This window comes from Thauera chlorobenzoica (assembly GCF_001922305.1).
GTDB lineage: Bacteria > Pseudomonadota > Gammaproteobacteria > Burkholderiales > Rhodocyclaceae > Thauera > Thauera chlorobenzoica.
The window spans coordinates 3,169,482-3,187,705 of record NZ_CP018839.1 but is presented as its reverse complement, the minus strand read 5'-3'; the positions used below and the strand labels follow the sequence as shown (position 1 = coordinate 3,187,705).

The following is an 18,224-nucleotide window of genomic DNA, read 5'->3' as shown; positions in this document are numbered from 1 at the left end:
CGCGCCTCCGGCGTCGCATCAAGGAATCATCGAGGCAAGACAATGCCGAAACGTACCGACATAAAGAGCATCCTGATCATCGGCGCCGGCCCGATCATCATCGGCCAGGCCTGCGAGTTCGACTATTCCGGCGCCCAGGCCTGCAAGGCCCTGCGCGAGGAAGGCTACCGGGTCATCCTGGTGAACTCGAACCCGGCGACGATCATGACCGACCCGGAAACGGCCGACGTCACCTACATCGAACCGATCACCTGGCAGGTGGTCGAGCGCATCATCGCCAAGGAGCGCCCGGACGCGATCCTGCCGACCATGGGCGGGCAGACCGCGCTCAACTGCGCGCTCGACCTCGGCCGCAACGGGGTGCTGGCGAAGTACGGCGTGGAGCTGATCGGCGCCTCCGAAGAGGCCATCGACAAGGCCGAGGACCGCCTCAAGTTCAAGGACGCGATGACCAGGATCGGCCTGGGCTCGGCGCGCTCGGGCATCGCCCACAGCATGGAAGAGGCGCTCCAGGTGCAGGGCGGGATCGGCTTCCCGGTGATCATCCGCCCCAGTTTCACCCTCGGCGGCACCGGCGGCGGCATCGCCTACAACATGGAAGAGTTCCACGAGATCTGCAAGCGCGGTCTCGAGGCCAGTCCGACCAACGAGCTGCTGATCGAGGAGTCGCTGCTCGGCTGGAAGGAATACGAAATGGAAGTCGTGCGCGACCGCGCCGACAACTGCATCATCGTGTGCTCGATCGAGAACCTCGACCCGATGGGCGTGCACACCGGCGACTCGATCACCGTCGCCCCGGCCCAGACCCTGACCGACAAGGAATACCAGATCCTGCGCAACGCCTCGATCGCGGTGCTGCGCGAGATCGGCGTCGATACCGGCGGCTCCAACGTGCAGTTCGCCATCAATCCCAAGGACGGTCGCATGATCGTCATCGAGATGAACCCGCGCGTGTCGCGCTCCTCGGCGCTGGCGTCGAAAGCCACCGGCTTCCCGATCGCCAAGGTCGCGGCCAAGCTCGCGGTCGGCTACACCCTGGACGAACTGAAGAACGACATCACCGGCGGCGCGACCCCGGCTTCGTTCGAGCCGTCGATCGACTACGTCGTCACCAAGATTCCGCGCTTCGCGTTCGAGAAGTTCCCCCAGGCCAACGACCGCCTGACCACGCAGATGAAGTCGGTGGGCGAAGTCATGGCGATGGGGCGCAGCTTCCAGGAGTCGTTCCAGAAAGCCCTGCGCGGCCTCGAAGTCGGCGTTTACGGCCTCGACGAGGTCGAAGCCGACCGCGAGGATCTGGAGCACGAACTCGCCAATCCGGGGGCGCAGCGCATCTGGTACGTCGGCCAGGCCTTCCGCGAAGGCATGAGCCAGGAGCAGGTGTTCGCCCTGTCCAAGATCGACCCCTGGTTCCTCGCCCAGATCGAGGACATCGTGCTCACCGAAAAAGCGCTTGCCGGCCGTTCGCTGAAAGCCCTGCAGGCGGGCGAGCTGCGCGAGCTGAAGAAGAAGGGCTTCTCCGACCGCCGCCTGGCCAAGCTGCTCGGCACCGATGAAACCGCGGTACGCCTGCACCGCCATGCACTCGGCGTGCGTCCGGTATTCAAGCGCGTCGATACCTGCGCCGCCGAGTTCGCCACCTCCACCGCCTATCTGTACTCGTCCTACGAGGACGAATGCGAAGCCCAGCCCACCGACAGGAAGAAGATCATGGTGCTCGGCGGCGGTCCGAACCGCATCGGCCAGGGCATCGAGTTCGACTACTGCTGCGTGCATGCCGCGCTCGCGCTGCGCGAGGACGGCTATGAAACGATCATGGTCAATTGCAACCCGGAGACCGTGTCCACCGACTACGACACCTCCGACCGCCTGTACTTCGAGCCGATCACGCTCGAAGACCTGCTCGAGATCGTCCACATCGAACAGCCGGTCGGCGTCATCGTCCAGTTCGGCGGCCAGACCCCGCTCAAGCGCGCCCAGGCGCTGGCCGACAACGGCGTGCCGATCATCGGCACCAGCCCGGACATGATCGATGCGGCCGAAGACCGCGAGCGCTTCCAGAAGCTGCTCAACGACCTCGGCCTCAGGCAGCCGCCCAACCGCACCGCGCGCACGCCGGAGGCGGCGGTCCGGCTCGCCGCCGAAATCGGCTACCCGCTGGTGGTGCGCCCGAGCTACGTCCTCGGCGGGCGGGCGATGGAGATCGTCCATGAGCAGAAGGACCTCGAGCGCTACATGCGCGAAGCGGTCAAGGTTTCCAACGAATCGCCGGTGCTGCTCGACCGCTTCCTCAACGACGCCACCGAAGTCGACGTCGATGCGATCTCCGACGGCAAGCAGGTGATGATCGGCGGCATCATGGAGCACATCGAGCAGGCCGGCGTGCACTCGGGCGATTCGGCCTGCTCGCTGCCGCCCTACACCTTGTCGGCGAAGCTGCAGGACGAGCTGCGCCGGCAGACGGTGGCGATGGCGCGCGCGCTCGATGTCGTCGGCCTGATGAACGTGCAGTTCGCGATCCAGGGCGAGGGCGACAACGCCGTGGTGTATGTGCTCGAAGTGAACCCGCGCGCCTCGCGCACCGTGCCTTTCGTCTCCAAGGCCTGCTCGCTGCCGCTGGCCAAGATCGCCGCGCGCTGCATGGCCGGGCAGAGCCTCGCGAGCCAGGGTGTCACCGGCGAGATCGTGCCGCCGTACTACTCGGTCAAGGAAGCGGTGTTCCCGTTCGTCAAGTTCCCCGGCGTGGATACCATCCTCGGCCCGGAAATGAAGTCCACCGGCGAAGTCATGGGCGTCGGCCGCAGCTTCGCCGAAGCCTTCGTCAAGAGCCAGATCGGCGCCGGGGTGCGGCTGCCGACCTCCGGCACGGTGTTCATCAGCGTCAAGCAAAGCGACAAGCCGGTGGCGGTCGAAGTGGCGAAGGAACTCCACGACCTCGGCTTCGCCCTCGTCGCCACGCGCGGCACGGCGTCGGCGATCGAAGCGGCGGGACTCCCGGTGACGGTGGTCAACAAGGTCAATGAAGGCCGCCCGCACGTCGTCGACATGATCAAGAACGAGGAAATCGTCCTGGTGATCAACACCGTCGAGGAAAAGCGCCAGGCGGTGACCGACTCGCGCTCGATCCGTACCAGCGCACTGGCCGCCAAGCTGTCGATCTTCACCACCATCGAAGGGGCGCGTGCCGCGTGCATGGGCATGCGCCATCTGGCCGGCAGCATCGAAGTCTATTCCGTGCAGGAGCTGCACGCCGAACTCAATCAGACCGCATGAACAAGACTCCGCTTACCGTGGCCGGCGCCGAGAAGCTGCGCGCCGAACTCCACCGCCTGAAGACCGTCGAGCGACCGAACGTGATCGCCGCGATCGCCGAGGCGCGCTCGCATGGCGACCTCTCGGAAAACGCCGAATACGAGGCCGCCAAGGATCGCCAGGGCTTCATCGAAGGCCGCATCATGGAGGTCGAGGCCAAGCTCGCCAATGCCCAGATCATCGACCCGAAGCTGCTCGACGCCGACGGACGCTGCGTGTTTGGTGCCACCGTCGAGCTCGAGGATCTCGATTCCGGCCAGATCGTGACCTACCAGATCGTCGGTGACGATGAAGCCGACATCAAGGCCAGCAAGATTTCGATCAGCTCGCCGATCGCCCGCGCGCTGATCGGCAAGTACGCCGGCGATATCGCTGAAGTACAGGCCCCGGGAGGCGTGCGCGAGTACGAGATCATCGACGTGCGCTACCTCTGAGCATTCCAACCGCCCCCGGCGGTGGAATGTTTTCCCGATTTGCGTTGGGCCTTTCCCGGACGGACGCGGCCGGGGGCGTCAGCGAGGGCTCAGCGCCCGCGCGAGCCGCTACCGCTGCGGCTACGTGGCGTCGGGGTACGTCTCGATTCAGCGCTCGCCTTGGCCAGCGCTGCACGCCGCGCCGCGGCGGCGAAGGCTGCGGCCGATTTGGCCGTGGCGGCACCGCGGACGGGCTTGCTTTCGGTGACTGGGGCGGCTTTTTCAGTCTCGCGGCGTGCGCGCCAGACGATCAGGATATTGCCGATGTGCTGCACCGGGCTGGCGTTGAGGGTGGCGCACAGTTCCTCCATCAAGGCGTCGCGCTGCTCGCGCTCGGCGCCCTGGACCTTGATCTTGATGAGTTCGTGCGCCTGCAGCGAGCGTTCGATCTCGGCCACGACGTTGGGGGCGAGGCCGTTGCCCGCGATGGTGACCACGGGGTTCAGGTGATGGGCGCGCGCGCGCAGGTCGCGGCGCTGTGCCGGGGTGAGATCGGTCATTGAAATTCTCTGGGTGCTTGACTTCCTTGGGACCCGGATTCTACTCCGAGTGCGTGCTCAGTGCCCGCGCCGGAACTGCGGACAGACGGATGAAAAAGAACAAGACCAGTCGTGCCTGGGTGCATGATCACCTCAACGATCCCTATGTGCAGCGCGCCCAGGCCGAAGGCTACCGCGCGCGTGCCGCGTACAAGTTGATCGAGATCGATGAGCGCGACCGGCTCTTGAAGCCGGGGGCGGTGGCGGTCGATCTGGGCGCGGCACCCGGCTCCTGGTGCCAGGTCGCGGTCAAGCGCTGCGCCCCGAACGGGCGGGTGTTCGCGCTCGATCTGCTGCCGATGGAAGCGGTCGCCGGGGTCGACTTCCTGCTCGGCGACTTCACCGAGGACGCGGTGCTCGAAGCGCTCGAGGCCCGTCTCGAGGGGGCGCAGGTCGATGTCGTGCTGTCGGACATGGCGCCGAACCTGTCCGGCGTCGCCGCAGTGGACCAGGCGCGCTCGATCCACCTGTGCGAGCTTGCGCTCGATTTCGCCCGTCGCCACCTGAAGCCGGGCGGTCATTTCCTCGTCAAGATATTCCAGGGCGAGGGCTTCATGGCCTATCGCAAGCAGATGGAGGCGGCTTTCGCCAGCGTTCAGGTGCGCAAGCCGAAGGCTTCGCGCGATCGCAGTGCCGAAGTCTATCTGCTGGGCAGGGGGCCGCGCCCATTCTGAGTACCGGGGGGGCGAGCGATTGCCTTTTCCAATCGCTCCCATTGGTTTGCCCGCGGGAACGTTCACCACTAGAATCGGTCAGTCGCGTACAGATACAGGCCGCATCGGCCTTCGGGGAACAGAACGTTGAACAATCTTTTGAAGAATCTCGCGATCTGGATGGTCATCGGCGTCGTGCTGATGACCGTATTCAACCAGTTCAATGCGCGCCAGACGCCGCCCAACACGATGGAATACTCCCAGTTCCTCGAGGAAGCCAAGGCGGGGCGCATCGCGAAAGCGACGATCGACGGCCGCATGCTCAAGGCCACGACCCAGGAGGGTCGCGCGATCACCGTGTATACGCCCGGCGTCCAGGACATCTGGATGGTGTCCGACCTGATGCGCTACGGCGTTCAGATCAACGCCTCCAAGCCCGAGGAAGAGCAGTCCTTCCTCGCCAGCATCTTCGTGTCATGGTTCCCGATGCTGCTGCTGATCGGGGTGTGGATCTTCTTCATGCGGCAGATGCAGGGCGGCGGCAAGGGCGGCGCGTTCTCGTTCGGCAAGAGCAAGGCACGCATGCTCGACGAGTCGGCCAACTCGATCACCTTCGCCGACGTCGCCGGTTGTGACGAGGCCAAGGAAGAAGTGTTCGAACTGGTCGAATTCCTGCGCGATCCGTCCAAGTTCCAGAAGCTCGGCGGCCGCATCCCGAAGGGCGTGCTGATGGTCGGCTCGCCCGGTACCGGCAAGACGCTCCTCGCCAAGGCCATCGCCGGCGAGGCCAAGGTGCCGTTCTTCTCGATCTCCGGTTCCGACTTTGTCGAAATGTTCGTCGGCGTCGGCGCAGCGCGCGTGCGCGACATGTTCGAGCAGGCCAAGAAGCAGGCGCCGTGCATCATCTTCATCGACGAGATCGACGCCGTCGGCCGCCAGCGTGGCGCCGGCCTGGGCGGCGGCAACGACGAGCGCGAGCAGACGCTGAACCAGTTGCTGGTCGAGATGGACGGCTTCGAAGGTCAGACCGGCGTGATCGTGATCGCCGCGACCAACCGTCCCGACGTGCTCGATCCCGCGCTGCTGCGCCCGGGCCGCTTCGACCGCCAGGTCGTGGTGTCGCTGCCCGACATCCGCGGCCGCGAGCAGATCCTCAAGGTGCACATGCGCAAGGTGCCGATCGCGCCCGACGTCGATCCCCAGGTCCTCGCCCGTGGCACGCCCGGGTTTGCCGGTGCCGATCTCGCCAACCTGGTCAATGAGGCCGCGCTTTTCGCTGCACGTGCCAACAAGCGCCTGGTGGATATGGATGACTTCGAGCGCGCCAAGGACAAGATCATGATGGGCGCGGAGCGCCGCTCGGTGGTGATGCCCGAGGAGGAGCGGCGCAACACCGCCTACCACGAATCCGGCCACGCCGTGGTCGCGCGCCTGCTCGACAAGACCGATCCGGTGCACAAGGTCACCATCATCCCGCGCGGGCGCGCGCTGGGGGTGACCATGCAACTGCCGACCGAGGATCGTTACAGCCAGGACCGCGACCGCCTGCTGCAGACGATCACCGTGCTGTTCGGCGGGCGCATCGCTGAAGAAGTCTTCATGAAGCAGATGACCACCGGGGCGTCGAACGACTTCGCCCGCGCCACCGACCTTGCCCGGCGCATGGTCACCCAGTGGGGGATGTCGGACAACCTCGGGCCGATGGTGTATGGCGAGGAGGAGGGCGAGATCTTCCTCGGCCGCCAGGTCACCACCCATCGCAACGTTTCCGAAGCGACGATGCAGAAGGTGGACGCCGAAATCCGCCGCATCATCGACCAGCAGTACGCGCTCGCGCGCCGCCTGCTCGAAGAGAACAGCGACAAGGTCGAGGCCATGACCAAGGCGCTGCTCGAGTGGGAAACCATCGATGCCGACCAGGTCAACGACATCATGGCCGGCCGCCCGCCGCGCCCGCCCAAGCCGGCCACGGCACCCACCTCGCGCACCAAGGACGACACCCCGGGTGCCGCGCCGACCGCGGCGGCTCCGGCAGCCTGAGTCCTCCCCGCCCTTTCCGGGGCACGTCCGACAAGATGGGCCGGCATGTCCGGCCCGTTTCCTTGGCGCGCCAGTAACCGTTCCCTGCCTGTGAGTCTTTCATGCCCTTTCTGCTTTGCGGCCGCTTCCGGCTCGATCTGAGCCAGCCTCGGGTGATGGCGATCATCAACCTCACCGACGACTCCTTTTCCGGAGACGGTTCGCGCGGCGATCTGGCGGCGGCGATCGACCGTGCCGAGCGCGCGCTCGAGCAAGGGGCGGACATGCTCGACATCGGTGCCGAGTCCACCCGTCCCGGCTCCGATCCGGTTCCCGAGCAGCAGGAACTCGAGCGCGTGGCCCGCTTCGTCGAACATGTCCGCGACTGGCGGGTGCCACTGTCGATCGACACGGTGAAGCCGGCGGTGATGCGCGCCGCGCTCGCCGCCGGGGCTGACATGATCAACGACATCAACGCCTTTCGCGCCGAGGGTGCGATCGAGGCGGTTGCCGGGAGTGCGGCGGCCCTGTGCGTGATGCACATGCAGGGCGAGCCGCGCACGATGCAGGCCGCCCCCCACTATGCCGACGTCGTCGCCGAAGTCGAGGACTTCCTGGCTGAACGCGTGCATGCGCTCGAACATGCCGGGGTCGAGCGCGGGCGCATTGTCCTCGATCCCGGCTTCGGGTTCGGCAAGTCGGTCGAACACAACTACACCCTGCTGCGCGAACTCGCGCGCTTCGGCTGCGGCGGGCTGGCCGTGCTTGCGGGGATGTCACGCAAATCGATGCTGGGGGCGGTCACCGGCCGGGCGGTGGATGCGCGCATGCCGGCGAGCGTTGCCGCGGCGCTGATCGCGGTGCAGCGCGGCGCCCATATCGTCCGCGTGCATGATGTCGGCCCGACCCGCGATGCGCTCAAGGTGTGGCAGGCGCTGTCATCGGTGTCATAATCCGCGGCTTCGAACGACAGCCGGGAGCGAGCATGGGGCGCAGGTATTTTGGCACTGACGGGGTGCGCGGCAGGGTCGGAGAGGTGCCGATCACGCCCGAGTTCGTGATGCGCCTGGGCTACGCCGCAGGGGTCACCCTGGTCGCGCGCGAGAAGCTCCCGGCCGGCGAGCATCCGGCGGTGCTGATCGGCAAGGACACGCGGATTTCAGGCTACATGCTCGAAGCCGCGCTCGAGGCCGGGTTTTCCGCCGCGGGTGTCGACGTCATCCTCGCCGGGCCGATTCCGACTCCGGCGGTGGCCTACCTGACCCGCGCACTGCGCCTGCAGGCGGGCGTGGTGATCTCCGCTTCGCACAACCCGTTCTACGATAACGGGATCAAGTTCTTTTCCGCCGGCGGGGCCAAGCTGGCCGATGCGGTCGAGGCCGAAATCGAGTCCCGCCTCGATCAGCCGATGGGCTGCGCCGAAGCGGCCCGGCTGGGCAAGGCGCGGCGGGTGGCCGACGCCGCCGGTCGCTACATCGAATTCTGCAAGAGCACCTTCCCCAATGAGCTCGACCTGCGCGGCATGCGCATCGCAGTCGACTGCGCCCATGGTGCCGCGTATCACATCGCCCCCAAGGTTTTCCACGAGCTCGGCGCCGAAGTCCTGCCGGTGGGGGTCGAGCCCAACGGCCTCAACATCAACGATGGCGTCGGTGCGACCCGCCCGGAGCACCTGAAGAAGGCGGTGCTCGCCCACAGGGCCGATCTGGGCGTTGCCCTCGACGGCGACGCGGACCGCCTGATCATGGTCGACCAGCGCGGCCAGATCTACGATGGCGACAAGCTGCTCTACGTCGTGGCGCGCGCGCGCCATGCCGAGGGCCGTCTCGACGGCGTGGTCGGCACGCTGATGAGCAACCTCGGCTTCGAACACGCGATCGCGCGCCTCGGCGTCCCGTTCGCACGCGCCAAGGTCGGCGACCGTTACGTGCTCGAACTGCTGCACGAGCGCGGCTGGAAGCTCGGTGGCGAAAACTCCGGCCACATCATCTGTCTCGACCGCCACACCACCGGCGATGGCATCGTCTCGGCGCTGCAGGTGCTGGCGGCACTCAAGCAGCAGGGGCAGACGCTGGCCGAAGCCTGTGCCGAGCTCGTGTTCTATCCCCAGAAACTGATCAACGTCGGCCTGCCAGCCGGTTTCGACTGGCAGGCCGACCCCGGTATCGCCGCGGCGCAGGCGCGGGCCGAGGCGGAGCTGGGCGACAGCGGGCGGGTGCTGCTGCGCCCGTCCGGCACCGAACCCCTGCTACGGGTGATGGTCGAGGGGCGCGACGGCGTTGTCGTCGAACGTCTGGCGGGCGATATCGCTGCCGTTGTGGAGCGTGCGTCCGCCTGACCCACGCTGATCGCGGCATGTCCCGTCTTGCAGTCATGCGATGTGTCACAGCGATGTAACAAAGCATTCATACACTCTCGTCCGTCTGAACCGATGTCCAACTGACGGAGAGAGTCTCATGAAAGTTTTCAAGTTCGCTGCTGCTGCGGTTGCTGTCGCCGGTGCTTTCGTTTCCGGCGGTGCCGCCGCCCAGGCCTTGGTGAAGGTCGACGGCTCCTCTACGGTGTTCCCGGTCACCGAGGCCGTGGCCGAGGAGTTCCAGAAAGCGAAGAAGGGCGGCGTGCGGGTGACGGTCGGCGTCTCTGGCACCGGCGGCGGCTTCAAGAAGTTCTGCCGCGGCGAAACGGACATCTCCAACGCCTCGCGGCCGATCTCGAAGAAGGAAATCGACGACTGCAAGGCCGCCGGCATCGAGTTCGTCGAACTGCCGATCGCCTTCGATGCGCTCACCGTGGTGTTGAACCCGAAGAACGACTGGGCCGACAAGGGCATCACCGTGGCCCAGCTGAAGGCCATGTGGGAGCCGGCCGCGCAGGGCAAGATCACGAAGTGGAACCAGGTGAACCCCGCCTGGCCCGATCGTGACCTGACGCTCTACGGCGCCGGCGCCGATTCGGGCACCTTCGACTACTTCACCGAAGCGGTCACCGGCAAGTCCAAGTCCAGCCGCGGCGACTTCACCGCCTCGGAAGACGACAACGTGCTGGTGCAGGGCGTGTCGCGCGACGTCAATGCGCTCGGCTTCTTCGGCTTTGCCTATTACGAAGAGAACAAGGACAAGCTCAAGGCGGCGAAGATCATCGCCGAAGACGGCAAACCGGCGGTCGGCCCGTCGATGGAATCGGTGCTCGATGGCAGCTACACCCCGCTGTCGCGCCCGATCTTCATCTACGTCAATGCCAAGTCGCTCGAGAAGCCCGAAGTCAAGGAGTTCGTTGAGTTCTACAACAAGGAAGGCGCGGCGCTGGCGGCCGAAGTCAAGTACGTGCCGCTGCCGAAGAAGGCCTACGACTACAACATCGAGCAGGTCGCCAAGCTCGCCAGGGGCACCAAGTTCGGCGGCGAGAACAAGGTCGGCATCACCATCGAAGAGCTGATGTCGCTCGAAGCCAAGTAAAGCCTTGTGTGGAATGCCTCCGGGGCCTCGCCTCCGGGGGCCTTCCCCGTCCCGTGAGCTCGCATGCAAGCCAAGGATTCACCCATGTCCGCCAGCCTCGCTGCTGCTGCGCCGGCCTCGCTGCCGGTCACCAGCGAACGTCTGAAGAAGAAGCGCACGCGCCACATGAAGGAGCAGGTCATCGAGGCCTTGCTATTCTTCGCCGCGTGCGTATCGGTGTTCACGACGGTCGCGATCCTTTACATCCTGGTGTCCGAATCGCTCGTGTTCTTCGAGCATGTCCCGCTCTTCGACTTCCTCACCGACACCCAGTGGACGCCGCTCTTCGCCGACGCCCACTACGGCATCCTGCCGCTGCTGTCGGGGACGCTGACCGTCGCCGGCGTCGGCCTGCTGGTGGCGATTCCGCTCGGTACCATCATCGCGATCTACCTGTCGGAATTCGCCTCGACCAGGGTGCGCGAGACGGTGAAGCCCTTCCTCGAGCTGCTCGAAGGCATTCCGACCATCGTCTATGGCTACTTCGCCCTGCTTTTCGTCACGCCGCTGCTGCAGATGATCTTTCCCGAGTTGCCCGGCTTCAACATGCTGTCGGCCGGTCTGGTGATCGGCGTGATGATCGTGCCCTACATCAGCTCGGTGGCCGAGGACGCCATGCGCGCGGTGCCGATGGCGCTGCGCGAGGCCTCCTACGCCACCGGCGCGACCCGCTTCCAGACCGCGATCAAGGTCGTCACCCCGTCGGCGATCTCGGGCATCGCCGCCGCCTACATCCTCGGCGTCTCGCGCGCGGTGGGCGAGACCATGGTGGTGGCGGTGGCCGCCGGCATGCAGCCGAAGCTCACCTTCGACCCGACCGAAGGCGCCGGCACGATCACCGCCTACATCGTGCAGGTGGCACTGGGCGACCTACCGCACGGCGAGATCGGCTACCAGACCATCTTCGCCGCCGGCCTCGTGCTGGTGCTGCTGACCCTGCTGTTCAACATCCTCGGCTACTGGCTGCGGCGCAAGTTCCGCGAGGCGTACTGACACCATGGACAATCATTCCGCAAACCTGAGCCGGATCCGCACGGTGATCCGGCGTGCCAAGCGCTGGGACATGATCTTCGGCCTCACCGGCCTGCTCGCGATGATGCTGTGCGTGTTGACCCTGGTGGCGTTGTTCGCGCAGATGGCGATCGATGGCGTGCCGCGCCTGTCGTGGGACTTCCTCACCAGCTTCCCGTCGCGCCGTCCGGGCCAGGCCGGGATCCTGTCGGCCTGGGTCGGCACCGTGCTGGTGATGCTGGTCACCGTCACCGCGGCCGTGCCTTTCGGCGTCGCCGCGGGCGTGTATCTGGAAGAGTACGCGCGCAAGAACTGGGTCACCGACATCATCGAGATCAACGTCACCAACCTCGCCGGCGTGCCCTCGATCATCTACGGCCTGCTCGCGCTAGGCATCTTCGTGTATGGCTTCGGCTTCGGCCAGAGCATCCTGTCGGCGGGGTTGACGCTGGCACTGCTGATCCTGCCGGTGATCATCGTGTCCACGCGCGAGGCCATCCGCGCCATTCCGCAGGCCGTCCGCGAGGCGGCCTACGCCTGCGGGTGCACCACCTGGCAGCTGGTGCGCGACCACATCGTGCCGTATTCGGGTGCCGGCATCCTCACCGGCGTCATCATCGGGATGGCGCGCGCGATCGGCGAGACCGCGCCGATCATCACCATCGGCGCGCTCACCTTCATCGCCTTCCTGCCGCCGGCGCCGTTCGCGGGCGAGCCGCCGGCCGGGCTGTTTGACTGGCTGTTCGCGCCGTTCACCGTGATGCCGATCCAGATGTTCAACTGGGTGTCGCGTCCCGACCCGAACTTCCACTACAACGCCGCCGCCGCCGGCTTCATCCTCGTCTTCATGACCCTGGCCATGAACGGGCTGGCGATCTGGCTGCGCTACCGCCTGCGCCGCAACATCAAGTGGTGAGCACGGCCGCGACCGCGCCCAGGACATCCGGATTCTTTCGAGAGCAAAGCATGAAAACACCTGCGACCCCGCTGGCGCTGAAGTCCGAAGTGCGCGACTTCAACTTCCACTACGGCCAGTTCCACGCCCTCAAGGGTATTTCCTTCCCGGTCTACGACAAGAAGGTCACCGCGCTGATCGGCCCCTCCGGCTGCGGCAAGTCGACGCTGCTGCGCTCGTTCAACCGCATGCACGACCTTTACCCGGGCAACCGCTACGCGGGTGAGATCCGCCTCTACCCGGACAATACCAACCTGCTCGCCGCCGACGTCGACCCGATCGAGGTGCGCATGCGCATCAGCATGGTGTTCCAGAAGCCCAACCCCTTCCCGAAGTCGATCTACGAGAACGTCGCCTACGGCCTGCGCGTGCGCGGCGAGAAGAACCGGACGGTGATCGACGGCAAGGTCGAGCAGGCGCTCAAGGATGCGGCGCTGTGGGATGAGGTCAAGCACCGCCTCGACGAGCTCGGCGCCAATCTCTCGGGCGGCCAGCAGCAGCGCCTGTGCATCGCGCGCGCGCTCGCCACCGACCCCGAGATCATCCTCTTCGACGAGCCGACCTCGGCGCTCGACCCGATCGCCACTGCGAGCATCGAGGAGCTGGTCACCGAGCTGAAGGACAAGGTGACGATCCTGATCGTGACCCACAACATGCAGCAGGCGGCGCGCATCTCGGACTTCACCGCCTACATGTACCTGGGCGAACTGGTCGAGTTCGGCGTCACCGACGAGCTGTTCCTGAAGCCGAAGAAGAAGGAAACCGAGGACTACATCACCGGCCGCTTCGGCTGAGTCCCGCCTCTTGCATCGCGCCGGCCCGTCGTGGCCGGCTTTTTTTCGCTCCAGTCGATGCCCGTCGCCGGCATGGGGGATCGCTACCCGGCCCGCAGCGCCGCGCTGAGCTGATCGACAAGCTCGGCCCAGTCCGCATCCTCGGCGAGTTCCTCGCGCAGGAAGCCCGCCTGTGCGCTGGTCCAGAACGGGGCGTCGGCCAGCTTCACGCTCTCGGCGAGCGGTGAGTGGGTGCGGATGAAGGACTCGATGGAGTCGGCATCGTCGGGCAGACCGAGCTGGGCGAACAAGTCCTTCAGCGCATGTACCGGCTGTTCCATGGCGTCCTCCTGAGTGACGAAGCGAGTGTGGTGACCCCTTCGAACTATAGCGCACACCTTTACCCGCGACCGCGGTGCCGGCGCTGTCGAGCGGCACCTCCGGCCACCTGCGAGCGACGATCCCGGCGACGGTCAGCCGTGGTCGCGCCGGCTGGCGGTCTCATTCACGCGGCGACGTCCGCTGCGGGGCGGGCGGTGTTCTCGTCGCCGGTCAGGAACACCGGCGCGAAGCCGCCGCCCGGGGTGCGGAAGTTGGTCGTCTGTCCGATGTAGAGGCGTGCGGCGACCAACTGGATGCGGCCGGCATAGGTGTAGGCGCGCACGTCGAGCTTGAGTTCGCTGTCCTGGCCGTCGACATTCACCAGGCGCTCCGAGGGCAGGACGATGGTCTGGGCGACGTAGGCGCCGGCGATGATGTCCTGCCACACGCGCCGCGTGAGCTTGTCGCCGCGATAGGCGGCGCGGCTGCCGAAGCCGGTCGCGGGCTTGAAGAACAGGCCGCGCCGCCGCGCCCATAACTCGTCGGCGTGCGCGGCGGTGACTTCGAGCGTGCGCGGGATGCCCGCCGCGAGGCGGTCGATCAGCGCCGCGGGGACGGCGAGCGCGGCGAGGTGTGCGGGGTCGCTCAGCCGCGCCAGGTTGCGCTTGTCAGCATACAGGGCATGGGCGTGCGGGTGTGGCGTCAGCACCACCGCGCCGGCCTCGAAGGCCGCGCGCAACGGCGCCAGCGCCGGCGATTCGAGGTAGAAGTCGGTGAGACGGTTGTAGACCAGGTCGATCGCCCGGCCGTCGTGCAGCAGGCGGCCTTCGTGCCAGTCGAGCCCGGCCGGGTCGGTGATCAGCGCGTCGATGCCGGCGCTGCGGAACAGGTGCTGGAACAGCAGGAACTCGGGATGGAGGTATTGCTGCGCCGGGGCCTCGTCCACGATGGCGATGCGCGCGGGGCGGCCGCCGCCGCGCTGCAGGGTCCATTCGTCGAGGAACATCTGCAGCCAGACGGCGTCGAGCCGGTCGAGGTCGGCGGTGGGGCGCAGGTAGGGTTCGATCTGGGTGCAGCAGGCCTGCTGCGCGTGCGCCAGGGCGCGGTTGAGCAGGGCGCCGCCGGCGTTGGTGTTGATCTCGATCAGTTGCGGACCGTCGTCGCCGAGATGGAAGTCGAAGCCCATGAACACGCCCCGCGGGCCGTGATCGTGCTGCGCGATCACCGGCGCGCGGCGCAGCGCCTCGGCGCGGAAGCCGGGCAGGGCGACGACGGTGTCGATGGCGGCGACGAGCTCGGCCATGGCCTGCAGGGTGGCGGGGGGGATGAACACCGCGGTGGCCGAGAACAGGTGCGGACGGCTGTGGGCGATGTCCGCCGCGAGCCCGAGCAGGGCGGGCTCGGCTTCGAGCTGGCGGCGTAGGCGTTCGCGGTCCAGACTGCGGCAGGCGCAATGCCGGTTGAGGGCAAGCGCAAGTCGGGCTGCGTCGCCCGCGGGGGGGAAGGCGGGTGCGCTGGCGTGGGGGGCGGGAACGGCCGGCAGCTGTGGTGCGGGCAGTGGGGCGAGCTTCAGGGGAGGATGCATCGTGTCGGCCCGATCAGTGTGTTGGAGGATGCGTGCGCTCGGGTGAAAAATGCATCGGCGGACGCGCCCGCCCCGCCTCAGGCCGAAGCCGGCAGTGCGCGCTCGTACCAGCGCCGCGTGCGCGTCACCATCTTCACCAGCCACAGCATCACCGGCACCTCGATCAGCACGCCGACCACCGTCGCCAGCGCGGCGCCGGAATCGAAGCCGTAGAGCACGATCGCCACCGCCACCGCGAGCTCGAAGAAGTTGGAGGCGCCGATCATCGTCGATGGGCCGGCGACGTCGTGGCGCACCTTGAGCTTGCGGTTCAGCCCGTAGCCGAGCGCGGCGATGAACAGGGTCTGGAGCAGGATCGGCACCGCGAGCATGGCGATGATCGCCGGCTGGGCGATGATCGTCCCGCCCTGGAACGAGAACAGCAGCACCAGGGTGGCGAGGAGCGCGAGGATGGAGAAGGGGCCGATGCGCGCCAGCGCGGCGTCGAGGGCGGCGCGGCCGCGCCGCAGCAGGCGGGCGCGGATGAACTGGGCGATCGCCAGCGGGATGACGATGTACATCAGCACCGACAGCGTCAGCGTGTCCCACGGCACCGGGATCGAGGACACGCCCAGCAGCAGGGCGACGATCGGGGCGAAGGCGAACACCATGACCAGATCGTTGAGCGCGACCTGGGTCAGGGTGAAGTTGGCGTTGCCGCGGCACAGGTTGCTCCACACGAACACCATCGCCGTGCACGGTGCGGCGCCGAGCAGGATCAGGCCGGCGATGTAGCTGTCGAGCTGTTCTGCTGGCAGCCAGGGGGCGAACACATGGCGGATGAAGATCCAGCCCAGCAGCGCCATCGTGAACGGCTTCACCGCCCAGTTCACGAACAGGGTGACGGCCATGCCGGCTTTCTGCTCGCGCACTTCGTGCAGCGCGCCGAAGTCGATCTTCATCAGCATCGGGATGATCATGACCCAGATCAGCAGCCCGACCGGGAGGTTGACGTGGGCGATCTCGAGCGCGCCGACCGCCTGTGCAAGGTCGGGCGCGGCCTGGCCGAAGGCGGTGCCGGCGACGATGCAGAGGAACACCCAGAGGCTGAGGTAGCGTTCGAAGAAGCTGATCGGGGCTGCGGCCGCTTTCTTGCCGACGACTTCACATTGGGCGGACATGGAGGCTCCAGTGGGGGCGGAAACGAGGGCTGAACGCGAGATGCGGGGGCGCGGAAACTAGCACTTGCCGCCGGCGAGCGCCAGCAGACGGTCGACGCCGACCGGCTCTTCGGCCTGCAGTGGCACCAGCGCGACGCGGCGGGCATGATGCTCGCGCACCGCGGCGATCTGCGGTCCTTCTGCGGCGGCACGGCGGGCGAGCAGGGGCGCGTGCGGAGCGGCTGCAGCCAGACTGTTGTTGATGATCCACGCCCACGGCTCGATGCCGGCGCGGCGCAGGTCGGCCTGCAGGCGGGCCGCTTCGAGCACCGGCGTGGTCTCGGCCAGGGTGACGATCAGCACCTTGGTCTGGGCCGGGTCCTGCAGCTGCAGCATCGGCGTGGTGAAGTGGGCGATGCCGCTCTTGTCCATGTTGCGTGCGACCTCGCGGTGATAGGCGCCGGTGGCATCGAGCAGCAGCAGGGTGTGGCCGGTGGGGGCGGTGTCCATGACGACGAACTTGCGTCCGGCGTCGCGGATGATGCGCGAGAAGGCCTGGAAGACGGCGATTTCCTCGGTGCACGGCGAGCGCAGGTCTTCTTCGAGGAGGGCGCGGCCGCGTGCATCGAGGGCCTCGCCCTTGGTGGCGAGGACGTCGTTGCGGTAACGCTCGGTTTCGGCCTGGGGATCGATGCGGCTGACGGTCAGGTGGACGAGCCCGCCGGCGAGGGTCTCGTCGAGATGGGCGGCAGGGTCGGAGGTGCTCAGGTGCACGTCGTGGCCGCGGTGGGCGAGCTCGACTGCGATCGCAGCGGCCAGCGTGGTCTTGCCCACTCCGCCCTTGCCCATCAGCATCACCAGGCCGTGGCCGCCCGGGGCGATCTCATCGACCAGGGCGGAAAGTCCGGGCAGGGCGGGAAGCGGCTCCGGCGCGCGGTCCGAATGCCGGCCGGCGGCCGTGCTCGTGCCGGCCGTGGTTGCGGCCGCCGGCGCCAGCAACGCGCGCAGGGCCGCCAGGCCGACGAGGTTGAACGGCATCAGCGCGATGCGGTCGGTGGGCAGGGCGCGCAGGACGGCCGGACAGCGCTCGAGTGACTCGGCCTCGCGGCGGGCGATCGCCGCGGCGAGCGCATCGTCCTCGACGGCTTCGGCCGGCAGCACGCCGTTGATGACGAGGAACTGGCGCCCGAGGCCGATCGCGGCGAGCTCTGCGTGAGTCCGTGCGACTTCGCGCAGGGTCGAGGCCTGGGCGCGGGCGACCAGCACGAGGCGGGTCAGGGCGGGGGCCGCGAGCGCATCGACCGCCGCGCGGTATTGCTGGCGCTGCTTTTCCAGGCCGGCGAGGGGGCCGAGGCAGGAAGCGCCGCTGCTGCTGTCGTCGAGGAAGCCGGTCCATGCCCCGGGGAGCTGCAGCAGGCGGATGGTGTGGCCGGTCGGGGCAGTGTCGAACACGATGTGCTCGAATGCCTGCGCCAGTTCGCCATCGGTGAGCAGGCCGGTGAACTCGTCGAAGGCGGCGATTTCGGTGGTGCACGCACCCGAGAGCTGCTCTTCGATGCCGCGCACCACGCTGTCGGGGAGGACGCCGCGGACCGGGCCGACGATGCGCTCGCGGTAGGCGCGGGCGGCCGCCTCGGGGTCGATCTCGAGCGCGGACAGCCGCGGCACGGCGGGAATCGGGGTGATGCGGTCGCCGATCTCGACGCCGAACACCTGGCCGACGTTGGAGGCCGGATCGGTGCTGACCAGCAGCACCCGGCGCCCGGCATCGGCCAGGCGGACCGCGGTGGCGCAGGCGATCGAGGTTTTGCCGACGCCGCCCTTGCCGGTGAAGAACAGGTGGCGGGGCGGATGTTCGAGAAAGTGCATGGCGGCTGAAGTCACGGGAGCAGAGGATCGGAAGGATCGGGGCGGCATGCCGGCGGGCGGTGGGCAATGCACACAGAGGAC

The 18,224-nt window shown here is 67.3% G+C and carries 15 protein-coding genes; 10 read left to right on the top strand and 5 right to left on the bottom strand.

Annotation, left to right across the window (positions count from 1 at the left end; genetic code table 11):
* The first annotated feature begins 42 nt into the window (after window positions 1-42).
* Both carB and greA read left to right on the top strand, forming a co-directional pair.
* Window positions 43-3,273, top strand: coding sequence for a carbamoyl-phosphate synthase large subunit (gene carB / locus Tchl_RS14850; protein WP_075149080.1), 3,231 nt, complete (start codon window positions 43-45; stop codon window positions 3,271-3,273).
* Window positions 3,270-3,746, top strand: a complete 477-nt coding sequence (gene greA, locus Tchl_RS14845) for a transcription elongation factor GreA (protein WP_075149079.1) — start codon at window positions 3,270-3,272, stop codon at window positions 3,744-3,746. Before carB ends, greA begins: the two co-directional genes overlap by 4 nt.
* Before the next feature lie 89 nt (window positions 3,747-3,835).
* Here the strand turns inward: greA and yhbY are convergent, their stop codons facing one another.
* Complete coding sequence (gene yhbY, locus Tchl_RS14840; RefSeq protein ID WP_075149078.1) at window positions 3,836-4,285, bottom strand: ribosome assembly RNA-binding protein YhbY; 450 nt, start codon at window positions 4,283-4,285, stop codon at window positions 3,836-3,838.
* Window positions 4,286-4,374: 89 nt separating this feature from the next.
* Here yhbY and Tchl_RS14835 point away from each other — a divergent pair, with 89 nt between their 5' ends.
* From Tchl_RS14835 to pstB, 8 genes are all read left to right on the top strand, one after another.
* Complete coding sequence (locus Tchl_RS14835; RefSeq protein ID WP_075149077.1) at window positions 4,375-4,998, top strand: RlmE family RNA methyltransferase; 624 nt, start codon at window positions 4,375-4,377, stop codon at window positions 4,996-4,998.
* Between the two features lie 126 nt (window positions 4,999-5,124).
* Entirely contained in the window at window positions 5,125-7,017 is a 1,893-nt protein-coding gene (gene ftsH / locus Tchl_RS14830; RefSeq protein ID WP_075149076.1) for an ATP-dependent zinc metalloprotease FtsH, read from the top strand.
* 101 nt (window positions 7,018-7,118) lie between these two features.
* Window positions 7,119-7,949 carry a dihydropteroate synthase gene (gene folP / locus Tchl_RS14825; RefSeq protein WP_075149075.1) on the top strand — a complete coding sequence of 277 codons (831 nt, stop codon included), beginning with the start codon at window positions 7,119-7,121 and terminating at the stop codon, window positions 7,947-7,949.
* Between the two features lie 32 nt (window positions 7,950-7,981).
* Entirely contained in the window at window positions 7,982-9,334 is a 1,353-nt protein-coding gene (gene glmM, locus Tchl_RS14820; RefSeq protein WP_075149074.1) for a phosphoglucosamine mutase, read from the top strand.
* A 118-nt stretch (window positions 9,335-9,452) separates the two neighbouring features.
* Window positions 9,453-10,451, top strand: coding sequence for a PstS family phosphate ABC transporter substrate-binding protein (locus tag Tchl_RS14815; protein ID WP_075149073.1), 999 nt, complete (start codon window positions 9,453-9,455; stop codon window positions 10,449-10,451).
* An 84-nt stretch (window positions 10,452-10,535) separates the two neighbouring features.
* The gene (pstC, locus tag Tchl_RS14810; RefSeq protein WP_075149072.1) at window positions 10,536-11,483 is read left to right on the top strand and encodes a phosphate ABC transporter permease subunit PstC; all 948 of its coding nucleotides are present in this window, start codon (window positions 10,536-10,538) and stop codon (window positions 11,481-11,483) included.
* 4 nt (window positions 11,484-11,487) lie between these two features.
* Entirely contained in the window at window positions 11,488-12,417 is a 930-nt protein-coding gene (gene pstA / locus Tchl_RS14805) for a phosphate ABC transporter permease PstA (protein WP_075149071.1), read from the top strand.
* A gap of 50 nt (window positions 12,418-12,467) precedes the next feature.
* Window positions 12,468-13,250 carry a phosphate ABC transporter ATP-binding protein PstB gene (gene pstB, locus Tchl_RS14800; RefSeq protein ID WP_075149070.1) on the top strand — a complete coding sequence of 261 codons (783 nt, stop codon included), beginning with the start codon at window positions 12,468-12,470 and terminating at the stop codon, window positions 13,248-13,250.
* 83 nt (window positions 13,251-13,333) lie between these two features.
* Here the strand turns inward: pstB and Tchl_RS14795 are convergent, their stop codons facing one another.
* The 4 genes from Tchl_RS14795 to arsA form a co-directional block, all read right to left on the bottom strand.
* Complete coding sequence (locus tag Tchl_RS14795) at window positions 13,334-13,570, bottom strand: DUF2789 domain-containing protein (protein ID WP_075149069.1); 237 nt, start codon at window positions 13,568-13,570, stop codon at window positions 13,334-13,336.
* Between the two features lie 164 nt (window positions 13,571-13,734).
* Window positions 13,735-15,135 (bottom strand): hypothetical protein, encoded by a 1,401-nt coding sequence (locus Tchl_RS14790; protein ID WP_232311599.1) that lies wholly within the window; start codon window positions 15,133-15,135, stop codon window positions 13,735-13,737.
* Window positions 15,136-15,212: 77 nt separating this feature from the next.
* Entirely contained in the window at window positions 15,213-16,295 is a 1,083-nt protein-coding gene (gene arsB, locus Tchl_RS14785; protein WP_075149068.1) for an ACR3 family arsenite efflux transporter, read from the bottom strand.
* Window positions 16,296-16,352: 57 nt separating this feature from the next.
* Window positions 16,353-18,143 (bottom strand): arsenical pump-driving ATPase, encoded by a 1,791-nt coding sequence (arsA, locus tag Tchl_RS14780; RefSeq protein ID WP_075149067.1) that lies wholly within the window; start codon window positions 18,141-18,143, stop codon window positions 16,353-16,355.
* Between the last annotated feature and the right edge of the window lie 81 nt (window positions 18,144-18,224).

Coding starts and splice junctions, on each gene's coding strand:
- glmM (WP_075149074.1), top strand. CDS start 7,982: ATGGGGCGCAGGTATTTTGGCACTGACGGGGTGCGCGGCAGGGTCGGA.
- carB (WP_075149080.1), top strand. CDS start 43: ATGCCGAAACGTACCGACATAAAGAGCATCCTGATCATCGGCGCCGGC.
- Tchl_RS14790 (WP_232311599.1), bottom strand. CDS start 15,135: ATGCATCCTCCCCTGAAGCTCGCCCCACTGCCCGCACCACAGCTGCCG.
- yhbY (WP_075149078.1), bottom strand. CDS start 4,285: ATGACCGATCTCACCCCGGCACAGCGCCGCGACCTGCGCGCGCGCGCC.
- pstA (WP_075149071.1), top strand. CDS start 11,488: ATGGACAATCATTCCGCAAACCTGAGCCGGATCCGCACGGTGATCCGG.
- greA (WP_075149079.1), top strand. CDS start 3,270: ATGAACAAGACTCCGCTTACCGTGGCCGGCGCCGAGAAGCTGCGCGCC.
- Tchl_RS14815 (WP_075149073.1), top strand. CDS start 9,453: ATGAAAGTTTTCAAGTTCGCTGCTGCTGCGGTTGCTGTCGCCGGTGCT.
- pstB (WP_075149070.1), top strand. CDS start 12,468: ATGAAAACACCTGCGACCCCGCTGGCGCTGAAGTCCGAAGTGCGCGAC.
- arsB (WP_075149068.1), bottom strand. CDS start 16,295: ATGTCCGCCCAATGTGAAGTCGTCGGCAAGAAAGCGGCCGCAGCCCCG.
- Tchl_RS14835 (WP_075149077.1), top strand. CDS start 4,375: ATGAAAAAGAACAAGACCAGTCGTGCCTGGGTGCATGATCACCTCAAC.
- arsA (WP_075149067.1), bottom strand. CDS start 18,143: ATGCACTTTCTCGAACATCCGCCCCGCCACCTGTTCTTCACCGGCAAG.
- folP (WP_075149075.1), top strand. CDS start 7,119: ATGCCCTTTCTGCTTTGCGGCCGCTTCCGGCTCGATCTGAGCCAGCCT.
- Tchl_RS14795 (WP_075149069.1), bottom strand. CDS start 13,570: ATGGAACAGCCGGTACATGCGCTGAAGGACTTGTTCGCCCAGCTCGGT.
- pstC (WP_075149072.1), top strand. CDS start 10,536: ATGTCCGCCAGCCTCGCTGCTGCTGCGCCGGCCTCGCTGCCGGTCACC.